Source organism: Caballeronia sp. ATUFL_M2_KS44 (genome assembly GCF_023630965.1).
GTDB lineage: Bacteria > Pseudomonadota > Gammaproteobacteria > Burkholderiales > Burkholderiaceae > Caballeronia > Caballeronia concitans.
Map to the genome: position 1 here is coordinate 94,531 of NZ_JALQEA010000020.1, position 16,908 is coordinate 111,438.

Annotated in this window: 18 protein-coding genes; 5 read left to right on the top strand and 13 right to left on the bottom strand. The window is 63.5% G+C overall.

What is annotated here, in order from left to right:
- The 5 genes from NCR39_RS10530 to NCR39_RS10550 all read right to left on the bottom strand — a co-directional run bounded on the left by NCR39_RS10530 (position 1) and on the right by NCR39_RS10550 (position 3,913).
- Positions 1–1,278, bottom strand: coding sequence for a dihydroorotase (locus NCR39_RS10530; RefSeq protein ID WP_250452139.1), 1,278 nt, complete (start codon positions 1,276–1,278; stop codon positions 1–3).
- Between the two features lie 10 nt (positions 1,279–1,288).
- Positions 1,289–2,314 carry an aspartate carbamoyltransferase catalytic subunit gene (locus NCR39_RS10535; RefSeq protein ID WP_250452140.1) on the bottom strand — a complete coding sequence of 342 codons (1,026 nt, stop codon included), beginning with the start codon at positions 2,312–2,314 and terminating at the stop codon, positions 1,289–1,291.
- Positions 2,315–2,389: 75 nt separating this feature from the next.
- Positions 2,390–2,905, bottom strand: a complete 516-nt coding sequence (gene pyrR / locus NCR39_RS10540) for a bifunctional pyr operon transcriptional regulator/uracil phosphoribosyltransferase PyrR (RefSeq protein WP_250452141.1) — start codon at positions 2,903–2,905, stop codon at positions 2,390–2,392.
- On the bottom strand, positions 2,892–3,338 hold the full coding sequence (gene ruvX, locus NCR39_RS10545; RefSeq protein WP_250452142.1) for a Holliday junction resolvase RuvX: 447 nt from the start codon (positions 3,336–3,338) through the stop codon (positions 2,892–2,894). The genes pyrR and ruvX overlap by 14 nt, the downstream gene beginning before the upstream one ends.
- Entirely contained in the window at positions 3,335–3,913 is a 579-nt protein-coding gene (locus NCR39_RS10550; protein ID WP_250452143.1) for a YqgE/AlgH family protein, read from the bottom strand. The genes ruvX and NCR39_RS10550 overlap by 4 nt, the downstream gene beginning before the upstream one ends.
- Positions 3,914–3,943: 30 nt before the next feature.
- Here NCR39_RS10550 and NCR39_RS10555 point away from each other — a divergent pair, with 30 nt between their 5' ends.
- On the top strand, positions 3,944–5,437 hold the full coding sequence (locus NCR39_RS10555; protein ID WP_250452144.1) for a cryptochrome/photolyase family protein: 1,494 nt from the start codon (positions 3,944–3,946) through the stop codon (positions 5,435–5,437).
- On the opposite strand, the gene NCR39_RS10560 is transcribed toward NCR39_RS10555, so the two are convergent.
- Together NCR39_RS10560 and NCR39_RS10565 are read right to left on the bottom strand one after the other, a co-directional pair.
- Positions 5,434–6,825: a FimL-related protein gene (locus NCR39_RS10560; RefSeq protein WP_250452145.1), complete on the bottom strand. Its 1,392-nt coding sequence runs from the start codon at positions 6,823–6,825 to the stop codon at positions 5,434–5,436. The genes NCR39_RS10555 and NCR39_RS10560 overlap by 4 nt on opposite strands.
- A 258-nt stretch (positions 6,826–7,083) precedes the next feature.
- Positions 7,084–7,254, bottom strand: coding sequence for a rubredoxin (locus tag NCR39_RS10565; protein ID WP_025527884.1), 171 nt, complete (start codon positions 7,252–7,254; stop codon positions 7,084–7,086).
- A gap of 282 nt (positions 7,255–7,536) precedes the next feature.
- Here NCR39_RS10565 and NCR39_RS10570 point away from each other — a divergent pair, with 282 nt between their 5' ends.
- The 3 genes from NCR39_RS10570 (at position 7,537) to NCR39_RS10580 (ending at position 9,730) form a co-directional block, all read left to right on the top strand.
- Entirely contained in the window at positions 7,537–8,412 is an 876-nt protein-coding gene (locus tag NCR39_RS10570) for a hydroxymethylpyrimidine/phosphomethylpyrimidine kinase (RefSeq protein ID WP_250452146.1), read from the top strand.
- Between the two features lie 67 nt (positions 8,413–8,479).
- Positions 8,480–9,256 carry a DUF72 domain-containing protein gene (locus NCR39_RS10575; RefSeq protein ID WP_250452147.1) on the top strand — a complete coding sequence of 259 codons (777 nt, stop codon included), beginning with the start codon at positions 8,480–8,482 and terminating at the stop codon, positions 9,254–9,256.
- 39 nt (positions 9,257–9,295) lie between these two features.
- Positions 9,296–9,730 (top strand): hypothetical protein, encoded by a 435-nt coding sequence (locus NCR39_RS10580; protein WP_250452148.1) that lies wholly within the window; start codon positions 9,296–9,298, stop codon positions 9,728–9,730.
- A 105-nt stretch (positions 9,731–9,835) separates the two neighbouring features.
- Here the strand turns inward: NCR39_RS10580 and groL are convergent, their stop codons facing one another.
- From groL to NCR39_RS10595, 3 genes are all read right to left on the bottom strand, one after another.
- The gene (groL, locus tag NCR39_RS10585) at positions 9,836–11,476 is read right to left on the bottom strand and encodes a chaperonin GroEL (RefSeq protein ID WP_250452149.1); all 1,641 of its coding nucleotides are present in this window, start codon (positions 11,474–11,476) and stop codon (positions 9,836–9,838) included.
- Between the two features lie 95 nt (positions 11,477–11,571).
- On the bottom strand, positions 11,572–11,862 hold the full coding sequence (locus NCR39_RS10590) for a co-chaperone GroES (RefSeq protein WP_006999126.1): 291 nt from the start codon (positions 11,860–11,862) through the stop codon (positions 11,572–11,574).
- Positions 11,863–12,177: 315 nt separating this feature from the next.
- Entirely contained in the window at positions 12,178–12,321 is a 144-nt protein-coding gene (locus NCR39_RS10595) for a hypothetical protein (protein WP_250452150.1), read from the bottom strand.
- Between the two features lie 46 nt (positions 12,322–12,367).
- On the opposite strand from NCR39_RS10595, the gene NCR39_RS10600 reads away from it, so the two are divergent.
- Positions 12,368–13,183, top strand: a complete 816-nt coding sequence (locus NCR39_RS10600; RefSeq protein ID WP_250452151.1) for a class I SAM-dependent methyltransferase — start codon at positions 12,368–12,370, stop codon at positions 13,181–13,183.
- A 9-nt stretch (positions 13,184–13,192) separates the two neighbouring features.
- Here NCR39_RS10600 and NCR39_RS10605 read toward each other — a convergent pair whose 3' ends face one another.
- The 3 genes from NCR39_RS10605 to NCR39_RS10615 all read right to left on the bottom strand — a co-directional run bounded on the left by NCR39_RS10605 (position 13,193) and on the right by NCR39_RS10615 (position 16,844).
- Positions 13,193–14,407 (bottom strand): lipopolysaccharide biosynthesis protein, encoded by a 1,215-nt coding sequence (locus NCR39_RS10605; protein ID WP_250452152.1) that lies wholly within the window; start codon positions 14,405–14,407, stop codon positions 13,193–13,195.
- Positions 14,408–14,484: 77 nt separating this feature from the next.
- Positions 14,485–15,618 (bottom strand): glycoside hydrolase family 99-like domain-containing protein, encoded by a 1,134-nt coding sequence (locus NCR39_RS10610; protein WP_250452153.1) that lies wholly within the window; start codon positions 15,616–15,618, stop codon positions 14,485–14,487.
- Positions 15,615–16,844: a hypothetical protein gene (locus NCR39_RS10615; RefSeq protein WP_250452154.1), complete on the bottom strand. Its 1,230-nt coding sequence runs from the start codon at positions 16,842–16,844 to the stop codon at positions 15,615–15,617. Before NCR39_RS10615 ends, NCR39_RS10610 begins: the two co-directional genes overlap by 4 nt.
- Positions 16,845–16,908 lie beyond the last annotated feature (64 nt).

Below are 16,908 nucleotides of genomic sequence, written 5' to 3' on the forward strand. Positions count from 1 at the left end.
TCAGCGCGTCTCGAAGGCGAGATGTCCGCCGACGATCGTCGCGCGCACGCGAGCCGGCAGTTCGTAGCCGAGGAACGGCGAATTGCGCCCCTGGCTCTTGAGCTTCGCCGGATCGACGCGCCACGACGCGTCCGCATCGAACACGCAGACGTCCGCGAGCGCGCCCGTCGCGATACGCCCCGCCGGCAGCTTCAGCACATCGGCGGGCGCGGACGTGATGCGCGCCAGCGCCTTCGCGAGCGGCACGTTCGCCTCGCGCGCCCACTTGAGCGTCAGCGAAAGCAGCAACTCGAGGCCGGTCGCACCCGGCGTCGCTTCGGCGAAAGGCAGCAGCTTTTCGTCGTCGTCGAGCGGCGTGTGGTCGGAGCAGATCGCGTCGATCGTGCCGTCTTCGAGCGCGGCGCGAATTGCTTCGCGGTCGCGTTGTTGACGCAGCGGCGGATCGAGGCGGAATTGCGAATCGAAATAGCCGATGTCGATATCGGTCAGATGCACGTGATTGATCGTCACGTCGCACGAAACGGCGAGCCCTTCGGCCTTCGCCGCGCGCACGAGCGCCACGCCCGCCGCCGACGACAGATGCGACAGATGCACCCGCGCGCCCGTCACGCGCATCAGTTCGAAGATAGTGTGCAGCGCGATGGTTTCCGCCGACACCGGCACGCCCGACAGCCCGAGCCGCGACGCCACCGCGCCGCTCGCCGCCACGCCGCCGCGCGACATGTACGCGTCTTGCGGACGCAGCCACACGGTGTAGCCATACGTCGTCGCGTATTGGAGCGCGCGCTGGAGCGTGCGCGTATCGACGATCGGGTTATCCGCCTGCGAAAAGCCGATGCAGCCCGCTTCCGTCAGTTCGACCATTTCGGTGATGCTCTCGCCCTTCAGCCCGACCGTCAGCGCGCCGAGCGGATACACATGCGCCTGATGCAGCTTCTGCGCGCGGAACTTGAGCATTTCGACGAGGCCCGGCTCGTCGAGCGTCGGATCGGTGTCGGGCGGGCAGACGAGGCTCGTCACGCCGCCGGCCATCGCCGCGGCCATTTCGGATTCGAGCGTCGCCTTGTGCTCGAAGCCCGGCTCGCGCAGACGCGCCGCCAGATCGACGAAGCCCGGCGCGACGTACAGGCCCGTCGCGTCGATGACCTTCGCCGCGTTGAAATCGGCGGGCGCCTCGCCCAAGCCGACAATCCGCCCCGCCGCGATGAATACGTCCTTGCGCGCTTCCGTGCCCGCGGCCGGATCGATGATCGTGCCGCCTTTAATCTGGATCTTCATGTCGTCTTCGTTAATCGCTGTTGCCGGCCACGATGCCCATCACCGCCATGCGCACGGCGATGCCAAACGTCACCTGATTCAGAATCACCGACTGCGGGCCGTCGGCCACTTGCGAATCGATTTCCACGCCGCGATTCATCGGGCCCGGATGCATCACGATCGCATCGGGCGCGGCGAGCGCGAGACGCTCGGGCGTGAGGCCCCAGCTCTTGAAATACTCCTGCGCGGACGGCAGCAGCGCGCCGCTCATGCGCTCGTTTTGCAGGCGCAGCATGATGATGACGTCGACGCCCTTCAGCCCTTCGTCGAGGTTGTGATAGACGTGCACGCCCATCTGGTCGAGATTGCTCGGCAAGAGCGTGCGCGGACCGATCGCGCGCACTTCCGGCACGCCGAGCGTGGTCAGCGCGTGAATGTCCGACCGCGCGACACGCGAATGCAGAATGTCGCCGACGATCGCCACGCGCAGCTTCGTGAAGTCGCGCTTGTAATGGCGAATGGTGTACATGTCGAGCAGGCCCTGCGTCGGATGCGCGTGACGGCCATCGCCCGCGTTGATCACGTGGACGTGCGGCGCGCAATGCTCGGCGATCAGATACGGCGCGCCGCTCGACGCATGACGCACGACGAACATGTCGGCGTGCATCGCGGAGAGATTGTTGATGGTGTCGAGCAGCGATTCGCCCTTGCTCGTGGACGACGCGTTGATGTTCAGGTTCAGCACGTCCGCCGACAGGCGCTTCGCCGCGATTTCGAACGTGGTGCGCGTGCGCGTCGAGTTCTCGAAGAAGAGGTTGAACACCGATTTGCCGCGCAGAAGCGGCACTTTTTTCACTTCGCGATCGGTCACGCTCACGAACTGCTCGGCGGTATCGAGAATGTGCGTGACGATGGAGCGCGGCAAGCCTTCGATGGTCAGAAGGTGCTTCAGCTCGCCGTTCTTCGTGAGCTGCGGATTGCCCTTCAGAAAGCCGTAGCGGAACTTGTCGGATTCCTGCGCGCCAGTCTCGGCTGCGCTCTGGGTGGCGGTGTTCATGGTGATCCCAGGTATTTCTTTCGAAGATGGAGACTTGCGAACGCGGGCCGGCATGCAACCCGCGCAGAGCGCGCGTTACTGCGCGCGGGGTTCAGTTGTGAAAGCGAACGTGCCGTTGTCCTCGCGCGCGAGCACGAGGTCTTCGCTCGCCGGCACGTCGACGCTGCCGCCGACGAAGCGCGCCGCGATCGGCATCTCGCGCCCGCCGCGATCGGCGAGCACGGCGAGGTCGATCGACGCCGGGCGGCCGTAATCGTAAAGCTCGTTGATCGCCGCGCGCACGGTGCGCCCGGTGGACAGCACGTCGTCGATCAGCACGATGCGCCGGCCGTTCACATCGAACGGCAGCGAGGTCGGGCTCGCCTGGCTGTGCAGGCCCTTCTTCGCGTAATCGTCGCGATGCAGCGCCACGTTCACCACACCGAAATGCGGCGCGTTCAGGTCTTTCGCGAGCCGCTCGGCCAGCCACGCGCCGCCGCTGTAGACGCCCGCCAGCACGGTGCCGTCCTCGGCCGCGAGCGACGCGCCATAAGCCGCGCGAATCTGTTCGACGAGCGTGCGATAAAGCGCCTCGGCGTCAATGGAACTCATGATCGTCGGGAAGTCCGTCGAGATATTGTTGAAGGATGACGCGCGCGGCTTCGGCGTCGATGTCGTCGAAGCGCCCGCGCGCGTTCGGGCGCACGCCGCGCTCGCGCAGACCGGCTTTGGCGTCGACGGACGAATAGCGTTCATCGATCCATTGCACCGGCACGTTGAAACGGCCGTTCACCTGATTGCCGAAACGCTTCGCGAGCGCGCTCATTTCGTGCGGCGTGCCGTCCGGATGCATCGGCATGCCGACGACGATCGCATCGGGCTTCCACTCGTCGAGCAGCTTGCCCACTTCCTTGAAGCGATAGTCGCGGTCGCGGTTCTCCAGCACGACGAGCGCGCGTGCGTTGCGCGTCAACGTATTGCCGACGGCGACACCAATGCGTTTCTCGCCATAATCGAATGCCAGCAGCGTGGCTTCGCGGCTCATGCGTGCCCTGCTTCGCCGGACAACATGGAACGCGACACGCCGAGCAGCGAGAGCGCCGCTTCGAGGCGGTCTTCGGCGGGCACTTCGAAGATGATGCGCGGATCGGCTTCGACGGTGAGCCAGCCGTTCCTCGAGATTTCCTCTTCGAGCTGGCCCGCGCCCCAGCCCGCGTGGCCGAGCGTCAGCAGGAAGCGCTCGGGGCCCTTGCCGCTCGCGACCGCTTCCAGCACGTCCTTCGACGTGGTCATGGCGAGGCCGCCGGGCACGCTCATCGACGAGCTATAGGGTTCGCCCTCGCCCGCTTCGTGCAGCACGAAGCCGCGCTCGGTCTGCACGGGACCGCCGAAATACACGGGCAAATGGACGAGCGGCTCGATTTCGAGCTTGAGGTCGATGCGGTTGAAAAGCGATTGAAGGTCGATGTCGGTCGGCCTGTTGATGACGAGACCCAGCGCACCGCGATCCGTGTGATCGCAAAGGTAGACCACCGTTCCCGAAAACGTCGGATCGGCCATGGAGGGCATGGCGATCAGGAACTGGTTCGTCAAATTGATGCGATCGGAAGTCTTGGACATAATTCAGGATTTTAACAAAGGCGCCGCCGGATGGCCGACTTTGATCTGGGTCTTATGTGGTTCAGGCGGGACCTGCGCACGGCGGACAATGTTGCACTCTATCACGCGCTTACGCGCTGCCGCCGCGTGCTGTGCGCGTTCGTTTTCGACCGCGAAATCCTCGCTCCGCTCGCGCGAAACGACCGCCGCGTCGCGTTCATTCACGCGAGCGCCGTCGGGCTCGATCGCACGTTGCTGGAGGCTGGCGGCGCGCTGATCGTGCGGCACGCCATGCCGGCCGATGCGATTCCCGCGCTCGCCCGCGAATGCGGCGTGAACGCGGTCTTCGCGAACCGCGACTACGAACCGTCCGCGAAAGCCCGCGACGACGCGATCGCCCGAACGCTCGCGGGCGCGGGCGTGCCGTTCTTCACCTTCAAGGATCAGGCGATCTTCGACCACGACGACGTGCTGACCGGCAGCGGCAAGCCCTACACCGTCTTCACGCCGTACAAGCGCAAGTGGCTCCAGACGTTGACGCCGGACGCGCTCGCGCCGTATGCGTCGGAGGAACATTTGAACGCGCTGACGAAAGCCGATGGCGGAGTACCGTCGCTGGCGGAAATCGGTTTCCCCGATGCCCGCGCGCCCGCGTTCCCGCCCGGCACGAGCGGCGCATACGAACTGTTCGACGACTTCCGCGATCGCATGACGGATTACGACCGCGCCCGCGATTTCCCCGCGCAGAAAGGCCCGAGCTATCTCGGCGTGCATTTGCGGCACGGCACGGTGTCGATTCGCGCGCTCGCTCGCGTCGCGCATGACGCGCAGCGCCACGGCGACCGGGGCGCGGCCACGTGGCTTTCCGAACTGATCTGGCGCGATTTCTACTTCGGCGTGCTGCATCATTTTCCGCGCGTCGGCATGCCGGGCGATCATCGTGCGTTCAAGCCGGAATACGATCGCATCGAATGGGAAACGGGCGACGCCGCCGACGCGCATTTCGCCGCGTGGTGCGCGGGGCAGACGGGCTTCCCGCTCGTGGACGCCGCCATGCGCCAGATCAACGCGTCCGGCTACATGCACAACCGTCTGCGCATGGTGACGGCGAGTTTTCTGACGAAGGATCTCGGCATCGACTGGCGGCGCGGCGAGGCGTATTTCGAAGCGCAACTCAACGACTTCGAGTTGTCGTCGAACAATGGCGGATGGCAGTGGGCCGCGTCCAGCGGATGCGACGCGCAGCCGTATTTCCGCATCTTCAATCCGGTCACGCAGTCGCGCAAATTCGACGCGGCGGGCAAGTTCATTCGCCATTACGTGCCGGAACTGGCGGGGCTTTCGGACCGCGACATCCACGCGCCGTGGCTCGCGAAGCCGGACGCGCTGAAGGCGGCGAACGTGGCGCTCGGCGCGGATTATCCGGCGCCGATCGTCGATCACGACGCCGCGAGAAAACGCACGCTCGCGCGCTACGACGTCGTGCGCGGGCCGGGCAAGCGCGCCGTCATCGAAACTGATGACGGCGAAAGCAGCGACGACTAGCGGACGATGGCCGCGGGCCGTTCGATCATCGCGGTGAGCGCAACGATCGACGCGCGGCCTTCCGACGGCGCAATGCCGGCGGCCGCCTGATGCAGCATCGAACGCAGCGTCTGGGCGGCGCGTTCGGGAATGGAGACGTCGAGCGCGGCGGCATCGTCCTGTTCGGCGGCGCCGTCGCCCTGATGCGCGATGCGCCGCCACGCGAGCCCGAGCGTGTCCGCGAGCAACGCGACGTGCCCGAGCCCGAGCGCGCACGCCGCCGCGCCCAGCCGATGCGACGCGTTGGCCGCATGCAGCGCGGTGGCGGCATCGACGGCGCCGGCTTCGCTCGCCTGCGATCCGCGCTCGACGAGCCCTTCGATCGCCGCCTCCGCGCTTTGCAGAAAGTCTTCGTAGGCCGCCGCGTTCACGCGCAGTACGCCGAGGTCGCGCGTGAGCGCATCGCGCGTGCCTTCTTCGCTCGCCTGCGCCGCGCTCTGCTCCCACGCCGCTTCCGATGCGGGCGTCGCCGCGACGTGCCACGTCACGGTCAGACCGTAATCGCGCAGAACGTCGACGTGCCCGGCGTCCTCGGGCGTCGCGCCGTATAGCGCGAAATCGCGCCAGAGCAGCGCGAGCGTCGCGCGCACGAGCGAACGCGGCGCGAACGACGACGCATGCGCCTGATCCGCGAGCACCAGGTTGAATCGCGCGTAGAGGCGTTTGGCGTCCGCATGACCCGAAACGGCAGGAGAGCCGCGCGAGCGCAACGCGCGCACCGTCGATGACGCGAGCCGCCAGAAATCGTAGGGATCGGGACCGGCCAGGTCGGCGAGGCAGGCGTCGAGACGCGCGAACGTTTCGTCCGCTTCGGCTTGCGTCTGATTGGCAGGCGCGCGCAACAGGCCGAGCAGCGTCTGCTCGTAATGCGCCCGCACGCGCGCGAGCCTGTCCGGTGCAATGCCCCGCAGCGTCGCGGGCGCGATCGCGCGGCCGGCGAGCGCGAGGTCGTCGTAGGAAACCGGCGCGATGCGCGTGTGCGCGGCGAGCAGCGCGTGCAACCCGCGATAGTGATCGAACAGCTCGGTCGAGCACGACAGCTCGCGCAGATTGTGACGCTCGACCGCCGCGCCGAACACGGAGAGCGCGTTTTCGATGCGCTGGCGCGTGCCCTCCGATTCATCGCCGAGCGGCGCGACCAGCGCCAGCGCTTCGGCGAAACGCTGCGCGGGCAGCCATCCGGCGGAATTCAGCGCGGCGATCGCGCGCCGCAGCGCCGGCGCTGTCTCGCCCTGACGCTGGAACGCGTGCAGCGCGTCCGCGAGCGCCATTTCGGCGAGTCGCACGGACCCGCCACGCGGATTCGGCAGTGCTTCGATCGGAACGGGTAGATCGGGACGAGAGGTCATAACGGGCGCTCACAAGCCGGACTGCGTGCGCGGCGATGCGCCGGCGCGCGGGTGAACTGCATCATGGACGGGCGCAAGTGCCCGCTTTTCCGAAAGCGTATGCGTTTCTCAGCCGATGCGCGAGCCAGCGCGCGAGCGGATGGCGGAAATGAACGTTCCCGCCCGCCACGCCGCCGAATGAATTCCGCGCTAAAAACGCAGGCCGCAAAAAACACGCGCCGCATGACGTAAGCCATGCGGCGCGGGAGAGCATGCGGATCAGATTTGGACCATCTCGAAATCTTCCTTGCGGGCTCCGCATTCGGGACAGGTCCAGTTGATCGGAACGTCTTCCCAGCGGGTGCCCGGCGCGATGCCCTCTTCGGGCAATCCCGCCTCTTCGTCGTAGATCCAGCCGCAGATCAGGCACATCCAGCTTCTGTATTCCATACTTATGCCGCGTCGATTGATCGGTTTAAATTAGGACATGATGGTACCGTGTTGCCGGGTCGATGCCTAGCAAGCCGCCCCGCCGCCGGCGTTCTCCCGAATAGCGGGACGGCAGCGCTCGTGCATCGAAAAAGCGCGGATGCGACAGCAGGCGGGCGACAATAGGACGCATAATCGAACATGGCCGGGCACCGCGCGCGATCACGACGCATTTCCCGGACCACTCCGTCCCACTTGCGCCATCCACTTCGTATCAAAACATCGAAAATGTCCGCTTTTGCCATGACCGGCGACTCTCCACCGATCGTTCTGACTTTCGGCCTCTCGGACCCGACGGGCGGCTCGGGCCTCCAGGCCGACTTGCTGACGCTCGCGAGCATGGGCTGCCACGGCGCCACGGTGCTGACCGGCTACGCCGTGCGCGACTCCGCGAGCTGCGACGAAGTGAACGGTCTCGACCCCGACGCCGTCGCCACGCAGGCGCGCATGTTGCTTGAGGACATGCCGGTCGCCGCGTTCAAAATCGGCGCGGCGACGCGGGCGGAAGTCGTATCGGCGATCGCCGAAGTGGTATCCGATTACGACGACGTTCCGCTGATCCTCGCGCCTGACTTTACGCTCGATGACGAACACGTGCTCTCGGCCGACGAATTGCGCGAATCGCTCGCCGATCTGCTCGTGCCGCAAACGACCATGCTGATCGCCGATCACGCCACGCTGCTGCAACTCGCGCAGCCCGACAGCGACGCCGAAGCGCCCACGCTCGATTCCGCGATTTCCCATATTCTGTCGCAAGGCTGCGAATACGTCCTCGCGATGGAAACCGGCACGCACCGGCACGTGAACACGCTGTACAGCGAAGAAGGACAGGTGCGGCAGGACATGTGGGACCGCGGGCTGCATCGCGTGATGGGCCTGACGGACACGCTCGGCGCGGCCGTCGCGGCGCTGCTCGCCAACGGCCAGGAGCCCGCCGAGGCCGCCCGCGAGGCGCAGGAGTACGTGTTTCAGGCCGCGCGCGCGGCGTTCCGTCCGGGCATGGGCGCGTATCTGCCGGACCGCTTTTTCTGGGCGCGTTCGAACGATGCCGACGACGAGACCGACGCATCCGCGCTCTCCGACGAATCGGCCGTGCTGCCGGGAGAAGCGCGGCATTAAGCAGAAGCAGAAAAGAAGCAGTGAATCGAGGCAGCAGGAGACCACACAAGGGAGGCTTCGCGAGCGCATGCCGTATCGATTGCCCCATCTGCACAAGCCCGGCCCGCAAGGCGCGATTCGCATCGGCTGCGCGGGCTGGTCGCTGACGAGCGCCGTCTCCTCTAGCTTTCCCGACGATGGCTCGCACCTCGAACGCTACGGGCGCGTGCTCACCTGCGTCGAGATCAACTCCAGCTTCTACAAGCCTCATCGCGACCAGACTTACGAAAAGTGGGCGCAGAGCGTGCCGGAATCGTTTCGATTTTCGGTGAAGCTGCCGAAGGCGATTACCCACGAGGCGCGGCTCGTCGAGACCGAACCGCTCATCGACGATTTCCTGCGCGGCGCCACCCTGCTCGGAGACAAGCTCGGCTGCTGGCTCGTGCAACTGCCGCCGAGCCTGCCCTTCGAGCGCCCTCTCGCCGACGCGTTTTTCAAGGCGCTGCGCGAGCGCACGAAGCTGCCGGTCGCCTTCGAGGCGCGGCATCCGACGTGGTTCAGCACTGAGACGGCGGCGCTTCTGAAGGCGCATCACATCGCGTACGTCGATGCCGATCCGATTCCCGACGATTGCGAGATCAAGCATCGCGCGGACGCGTCGCTGGTGTATGTGCGGCTGCACGGATCGCCCGACCTCTACAAGTCTTCCTACGACTACACGTATCTCGACCATCTCGCGCATACGTTGCAGGCGCGCGCGAAGAAAACCGCCGAAGTCTGGTGCATCTTCGACAATACCGCGCAAGGCAACGCGCAGCCCAATGCGCTGCATCTGATGGAACGATTGCGGATTCATCACCGCTGAACGCGGTTCAGGTTTGCTTTTCCACAAGGAGATTGCCCGATGCACAAGCCGGCACGATGGACCGCACGCCTCGTTCAGGCCGCGATGTTCGCCTCGCTCTTTCATCTTGCGCTGCCTGCGCAGGCGCAGACCAACGCGCCGCAGGTTCCGCCCGCGACGCCCGTCGGCGACGGCACGTTCCTGCTGACCATCTTCCTGAAGCACGATCAATCCAAGCCGCTGCCGAAGATAAACGAACAGTTGAAGGAGCAAGGCTTCTTCAAGACGTTCCCGCCGCCGGGCGTGGAAGTGGTGTCGTGGTACGTGATGATGGGCATCGGCCAGGTGGTGACGTTGCGCGTGCCCGCCGAGCGGCTGCGCGAAGTAAATCGCGCGATCGAAACGACTGCGTGGGGCGGCTACACCACCGAGTTCTATCCGACTTACGACTACAAGGCCGCCGCGCAAAAACTCCGCGACGAAATGAACAAGTAAGCTTTCGACGGACGAAAAAAAACCCGCATCGCTGCGGGTTTTTTTCTGGCATGACGCGAGCCTCTTCCGAAGCCCGCGCCGATGTAACTCGGCTCGGAAGCCAGATTACATGTCCATGCCCATGCCGCCCATGCCGCCGGGCATGCCGCCAGGCATCGGAGCATCGTCCTTCGGCAGTTCTGCGACGGCTGCGTCGGTCGTCAGCAGCAGGCCTGCCACCGATGCCGCGTTTTGCAGCGCCGTGCGCGTCACCTTCGTCGGGTCGACGACGCCGGCTTCCACCAAGTCACCGTACTCGCCGGTTGCCGCGTTGTAGCCGTAGTTGCCCGATCCTTGAGCAACAGCCGCCACCACGACGGAAGCTTCTTCGCCGCCGTTCGTGACGATCTGGCGCAGCGGCTCTTCCATTGCACGCAGGACGATCTTGATACCTGCGTCCTGGTCGGCGTTGGCGCCCTTCAGGCCGTCGATTGCACGGCGAGCACGGATCAGCGCAACACCGCCGCCTGCCACGATGCCTTCTTCCACAGCTGCGCGCGTGGCGTGCAGTGCGTCTTCGACACGTGCCTTCTTTTCCTTCATTTCGACTTCGGTCGCAGCACCGACCTTGATCACTGCAACGCCGCCGGCCAGCTTGGCCACGCGCTCTTGCAGCTTTTCACGGTCGTAGTCCGACGTCGCTTCTTCGATCTGCTTGCGCACTTGCTTCACGCGCGCTTCGATGTTCACGGCTTCGCCAGCGCCGTCGATGATCGTCGTGTTTTCCTTGCCCACTTCGATGCGCTTCGCCTGGCCCAGTTCAGCCAGCGTTGCCTTTTCCAGCGTCAGGCCGGTTTCTTCCGCGACGACTTGACCGCCGGTCAGGATCGCGATGTCTTCCAGCATGGCCTTGCGACGGTCGCCGAAGCCCGGAGCCTTCACTGCAACGGTCTTCAGGATGCCGCGGATGTTGTTGACGACGAGCGTTGCGAGCGCTTCGCCTTCGACGTCTTCAGCGATGATCAGGAGCGGACGGCCAGCCTTCGCGACTTGTTCCAGTACCGGCAGCAGATCGCGGATGTTGGAAACCTTCTTGTCGTGCAGCAGCACGAACGGGTTTTCCAGAACGGCGACTTGCTTGTCCGGGTTGTTGATGAAGTACGGCGACAGGTAGCCGCGGTCGAACTGCATGCCTTCCACGACGTCCAGCTCGTCTTGCAGCGACTTGCCGTCTTCGACGGTGATCACGCCTTCCTTGCCGACCTTGTCCATGGCTTCAGCGATGCGCTCGCCGATGGACGTGTCGCTGTTCGCCGAGATCGAGCCGACTTGCGCGATTTCCTTGTTCGTCGTGCAGGGCTTGCTGATCTTGCGCAGTTCTTCGATCGCAGCAGCAACGGCCTTGTCGATGCCGCGCTTCAGGTCCATCGGGTTCATGCCCGACGCGACGTACTTCATGCCTTCGCGAACGATGGATTGCGCGAGGACGGTAGCGGTCGTGGTGCCGTCGCCGGCGTTGTCGCTGGTCTTGGAAGCGACTTCCTTGACCATTTGCGCGCCCATGTTCTGGAGCTTGTCCTTCAGCTCGATTTCCTTCGCGACCGAGACACCGTCCTTGGTGACCGTCGGGCCGCCGAACGAGCGCTCGAGCACGACGTTGCGGCCCTTCGGACCCAGCGTGACCTTGACCGCGTTGGCCAGGATGTTCACGCCTTCGACCATCTTGGCGCGTGCGGAATCGCCAAACGTGACTTCTTTAGCTGCCATATCCAGACTCCTTGATTCGTTTCAGTGTGCTTCGGCTTCGGCGCGGCGCGCTGCGTAGCGCTGCCCTGTGGCGAAGCCGATTGCAGGAAGGATGCTTACTTGACCAGAACGGCCATGATGTCTTCTTCGCGCATGACGAGCAGTTCCTGCCCGTCGACCTTGACGGTCTGGCCAGCGTACTTGCCGAACAGAACGCGGTCGCCGACCTTCACGTCGAGGGCGATTTGCGCGCCCTTGTCATCGCGCTTGCCCGGGCCGATGGCCAGGACTTCGCCTTGATCCGGCTTCTCTGCCGCTGCTTCCGGAATCACGATGCCCGATGCGGTCTTGGTTTCCTGGTCCAGACGTTTGACGATGACGCGATCGTGCAAAGGACGAAGGTTCATACACACTCCTCTCTTGAATGAGACTGAAAACGCGGGAAAACCCGTCTTTTAGGTGAAAACCCGCCGGACGGAAATCTTGTTAGCACTCTCGTGCCGTGAGTGCCAATTATATGGACGGCATTTGACAATTTCAAGGAGGTAGCTGACGGGCGGAGTTCATCGGGCGCTGAATTACGTTCATCCGGCCTTGAACCGATGGGCGCAGGGGACACGCGAGGAAACGGCCGGCTGCGTTTCGTGAGACGCTCGCGCGCGTGCCGGTGATCCGACACCAATGAGCCGTTTTGGTTGCATCTTCGCCGACATTCGAGCGCCTCACGAAACGGCGCTTGGCGTCGCGCTCTCCTTGCGCTTGTCCATCGGCGTCGGCAAGAAATCTTGCGCCAGCGAATAATTGCATCGAAACCGGGCGACGTCGTTTAAGCTATGCATGGCACGGAAACGCGAGCCTTCAGGCATGCTCATAATCGTTCGTACCACGTAATATCATACGAGGGTGACGGCAATGAACACGATGACTCCGGTCGGCGGCTTTCGCAAACGGCTGAAGCGCCGCGTCAAGTGGCCGCTAATCGCTATCGTCGCGGCCTTGCCCGACAGCGTGCAGACCCTGCTCTACCTCCCGCGCATCCGCAAGTTCGCGCAGCACGTACCCGTCCTGAAGGTGGTGTACACGGGCTGCTATCGCACCCATCCGCTCGACAAGGCGCTCGGCACTGAAACGGGCGGCATCGAACCGCCCGAAGCCATCTACGGCGACGACAAGAACGCCGGCAGCTTCCCCTACATGGGCTCGCAGCCGAGTACCGTCCGGCTCGCCCTTCGGCAACTCGGCGATCTGCGCGACCACGCGTTCGTCGACATCGGCTGCGGCAAGGGCCGGCCGATGATCGTCGCGAGCGAATTTCCGTTCCGCGAGATCATCGGCTACGACCTCGCCTCGCGTCTCGTGGATATCGCCAATCGCAACGCGCAGATCGTCGCGCGCCGCTTTCCCGAGCGCGTGCCCATGCGCGCCTACGCGGCCGACGCGCTGCAGGCCGACTTTCCGTCCGGCAAGCTGGTCGTCTATCTCTTCAACCCTTTCGGCCTTCAGACGATGACGCGGCTGCTCGACAGCCTCACCGCCGCTTACGAGCGCGGCGCGATCGAAGCGTTGTCGATCGTGTATCTCAACCCTTTATGCAAAGAGCTTTTCGACGCTTCACCCATCCTCGATTGCCGCTTTTCCGCATCGGTGCCTTACGCCGCGGATGAAATAGGCTACGACGAAGGCGTCACGCAAACCGTGCGCATCTGGACGACGCGGCCGCGCGCCTGAATGTCCGCCTCATGCGGCCCTTTCGGAAAGCGGACTGCGCTTCGCGAACGACACGCGATAAGTCAACACGATCCCGAGCACCGTGAGCACCGCGCCCGAAAGCGAAAACGCCTGAACGCTCTGCTGAACCGGCAAGCCTGCGAGCTTCGTGAGAAACAGGGTCGTCACAAGCGCAATGCAACTCGTGAGCTGGAACAGGAAATCCGTGCGCTGCGACCTGATGGCGAGAAAAACCTGTGCAAGCGGCAGAAAGACGAGTTGCAACGTGAACAGCGGAATGAGCCGATAAAACAGTTCGATCGTCTCGTGCCAGTCCGGGCCGAGCGTCAGCCTCACGAGCGGCGCAAAGAGCAGGCTTCCCGCGAGCGCATAGAGCGCACCGAACAGCGCGAGCGTGCGCGCATACGTGACATAGACCTGACGCAGCCCTTCGCCGCCGTCGTTCTTCGACACGGCGGCCACGGCATCGCGCCTGAACACGCCGCCCAGACTTTGCCCGACGAGCGCGACGGGGAAAAAGCCCAGACGATACGCCGCCGCGAAATAGCCGCCGCTTTCCGCGCCGAACCATAGCGGGATGACGATCGAAAGCGAATAATGCACGACCGAATTGCAGAGCGTCGACGGCAGGATATAGATCGCGAAGCTGCGGTTATCGATAAAGAAGCGCCGCGAAAGCCGGCACGCGAAGCCCTGCTTGCGCCCGCTTCTGACGATGCTCAGCGTCATCGCGAGCGCGACGCCGAACGTGATCCACGTGTACCAGACGAACGGGTTCGATCCTCGCGAAACATCGAAGACGTGATCGACGAGCAGGAAGCCGACGAAAGCCGCGTTGATGGCGATGCGAGAAAGCGCCATGCGTCCGTACCAGCGCAAGCTGTTGTAGTACAGCGACGCCGCCATCTGGATGAACGACGCAAGCGAGTACAGCTCGATGAGCCACAGGTCGGGATGACCGAGCAGCGACGTCACGACGAATGACGTCAGCGCGACGACGGCCGCCAGAAGGCTCGCGTTGACGAAGGCGCTGAACGACTCGGCCGGCGAATCATCGACACACGCGAGTTCATAGCGGAACGCGAGAATGGAACTGGTGAAGGAGCCGATCGCCAGCCAGTAGTTGAAGGTGCCGAGCGTGCCCGCACCGTACCAGTGGCCCAGAAGATACACGCACGCGAACATCACGATCTGGCCGACGATCACCAGGGACATTGACACCATTGAATCTCTTGGATTGGTCAGGCTTCCCTGATTTTGGCGGCGCATGTCGAAATAGCCTCTCCACTGCTTAAAGGAAATCACGGCGACGTGACGCTTGCGACCGGCACATGTCCATTGCGCGCGGTGCGGGTGTCGCGGCGCACGTGTGTCGATGACGTTCTTATCTGCTTCAGATAGTCGAAGCCCCACCGCTTGGTCGGCTCGATATAAGAGCCTTCACCGAACTCGTTCCAACAGCAGATGACCACCGTGCGCAGCGTCTTCTCGGGATACTGGTCGAGCACGGCCTGCGCCTGTCGAAGATGCTCGCCGAACTCGCCCGGCGTGCTGTACGACATGTCGTGCAGGCTGTCGGGACTGCCGCCCCACGGACGCTTGTCCCAGCCGGAAGTAACGGGCACGAAGTACGGCAGCTTCGAATGCGCGAGGATCCACATCCAGCTTTCGCGATATCCCTCGGCCAGTTCGGCATACGAGTGCGACAGCGGTGTATTTCGTGACCAGCTTCCGGCGAGTCCGAAATGGTAGTTGTAGGCGCTGATCGCGGAGTACCCCATGTCGGGAAGATCCTGCTCGACGGGGCCCGCCACGGCCTGGCTCGTCGCGACGAAATAGATGCCCGGCAGACCCGCCTTCACCGCTTTTTCGCGCGCGCGTTCGAAGAGCCGTGACACATCCGTGCCGAAAGAAGACGCCTTGCTTTGAAGATCGTAAGGCGCAAAGATGAAGACGACCGGCATGCCGTTCACGCGGTAATACGACGCCTGCCCGAAGTAGTGCGCGATCCAGTAATCGACGATGGCATCGAACTGTTCGACGGAACTCGGCGTATCGGTGTGGTTGGCCCACAGTATCGAAAACTTGACCGATGACCGCGCGGGCGACTTCAAATATGCGTCGATCGCCTGCGTGAGCGCCGCGCCTCCCTCGTTGATCCAGTACCAGTCGTAAATGACGAAGTCGATGCCGTAGTCATGCATCCACTGAAGCTGACGTGTCGCGACATCGACGCTGCCCTCGTCATACCAGCCGAGAAGCGGCTCGCGGCCGCCGTACTTGCGTATCGCGTCCCACGGCTGATCGTTGACGAGCGGCGGAGAATGTTTCCACCCGGGATAGTAGTAGACGCCGACGGTATCGTCGGCGCGTGCCGTCGACAGCAGCAGTGCGCTGAACAGTACGACGACCCGGTAAAGCGCGCACTTCATCATCGCGCCCCTGTCGCTTCGTCGACGTCGAGTTGAACGCGCCGCTGCGCCGCGCGCCGGAACGAAGCGCCTCTCGCATAGGCGGCCACTTCCGACCTGTCGGAAAACAGCAGGACGAAAAACATGATCGGCAGGTATTTATAGAAGCCGTTCACGAATGCGGCCGCGAAGATATACAGGCCCAGCAAGCAAAGCAGCCGCGCCGATGCGCGTCGCCGTATCGCTACCTTGATCGCGATCAGATGCGGAATGAGATACGCGGAGAAAACGAATATGCCGTACGCGTAAAACGCACTGAGGAAGTCATTATGGAACCAGATGTTGAGTCCGATCTTTCGCGAGTTGAAGTCGAACGAGCTGGAAAAATTCCGGCCGACGATGAAGTCGAGCCCGTCGAAGTCCGATATCGCCGAGAACCAGCTATCCCAGATGATCACCCGGCTCAGACGGTCGAAGTTGTTGATCATCGTGTCGAAAAACGAGAGGTACTGATAGAGGAAACTACCGAAGAGGTAGTCCATCATGTCCTTCATGTTCGCGATGACGAACCCCGCGATCACGAAGATGACCACGGTGATCACGATCTCTCTCGCCTGCAAACGGAAGTTCGCGACGAGATAAGCCGCGCCCATCACGATGATCGGTGTGCGCGATCCCGTGTACAGCGTCAGGAAAAGAAAGATCGCGGCGAGCAGGAAGTGTCTGGCCTTGTGGCTGAAAGAAGCCAGGTATGTCCACCACAGACAGCCAAAGGCAAGCAGATACGACGCCACGTGAGGAAGCCGATACATGCCCTGGTTATAGAGCCTGAGGTATTCGATGTCTCTCGATCCCGAGAGGAACACGTCCGGGTCCGCCTCGGCGCTTCCCGCGTTGATGCCGGCGAGCGCCGGCAGGAAAAGTATCGCGAAGACATAGGTGGCGCGGCTGATCGCGACGGGACTGACACGCGAGTTCTTCGCGTAAAAGAAAGCCGAGAAAAACTGCGCGAGAAAGAGAATGTCGGAGATGTCCTCGATCGACATCGCGAAGCGAAAGAAGTTGACCACCGCGGAAAAACCGAGGCACAGAATGCACGCGATGAACCAGAGACGGTCGAGCCGGTTGCGCGTCAGGCGGAACATCATCAACAGCGACACCGGAATCGACGCGACATACACCGGCACCGCCACGAAGTAATTGACGATATTGTCGAGAGCAAAAGCGCCGACAACATAGTAGATGAGCATGTCATCCGTTTCACGGCGCATTTCGAGCGACCTCCCGGACGCAATGCCTCGTCGCCATCGAACG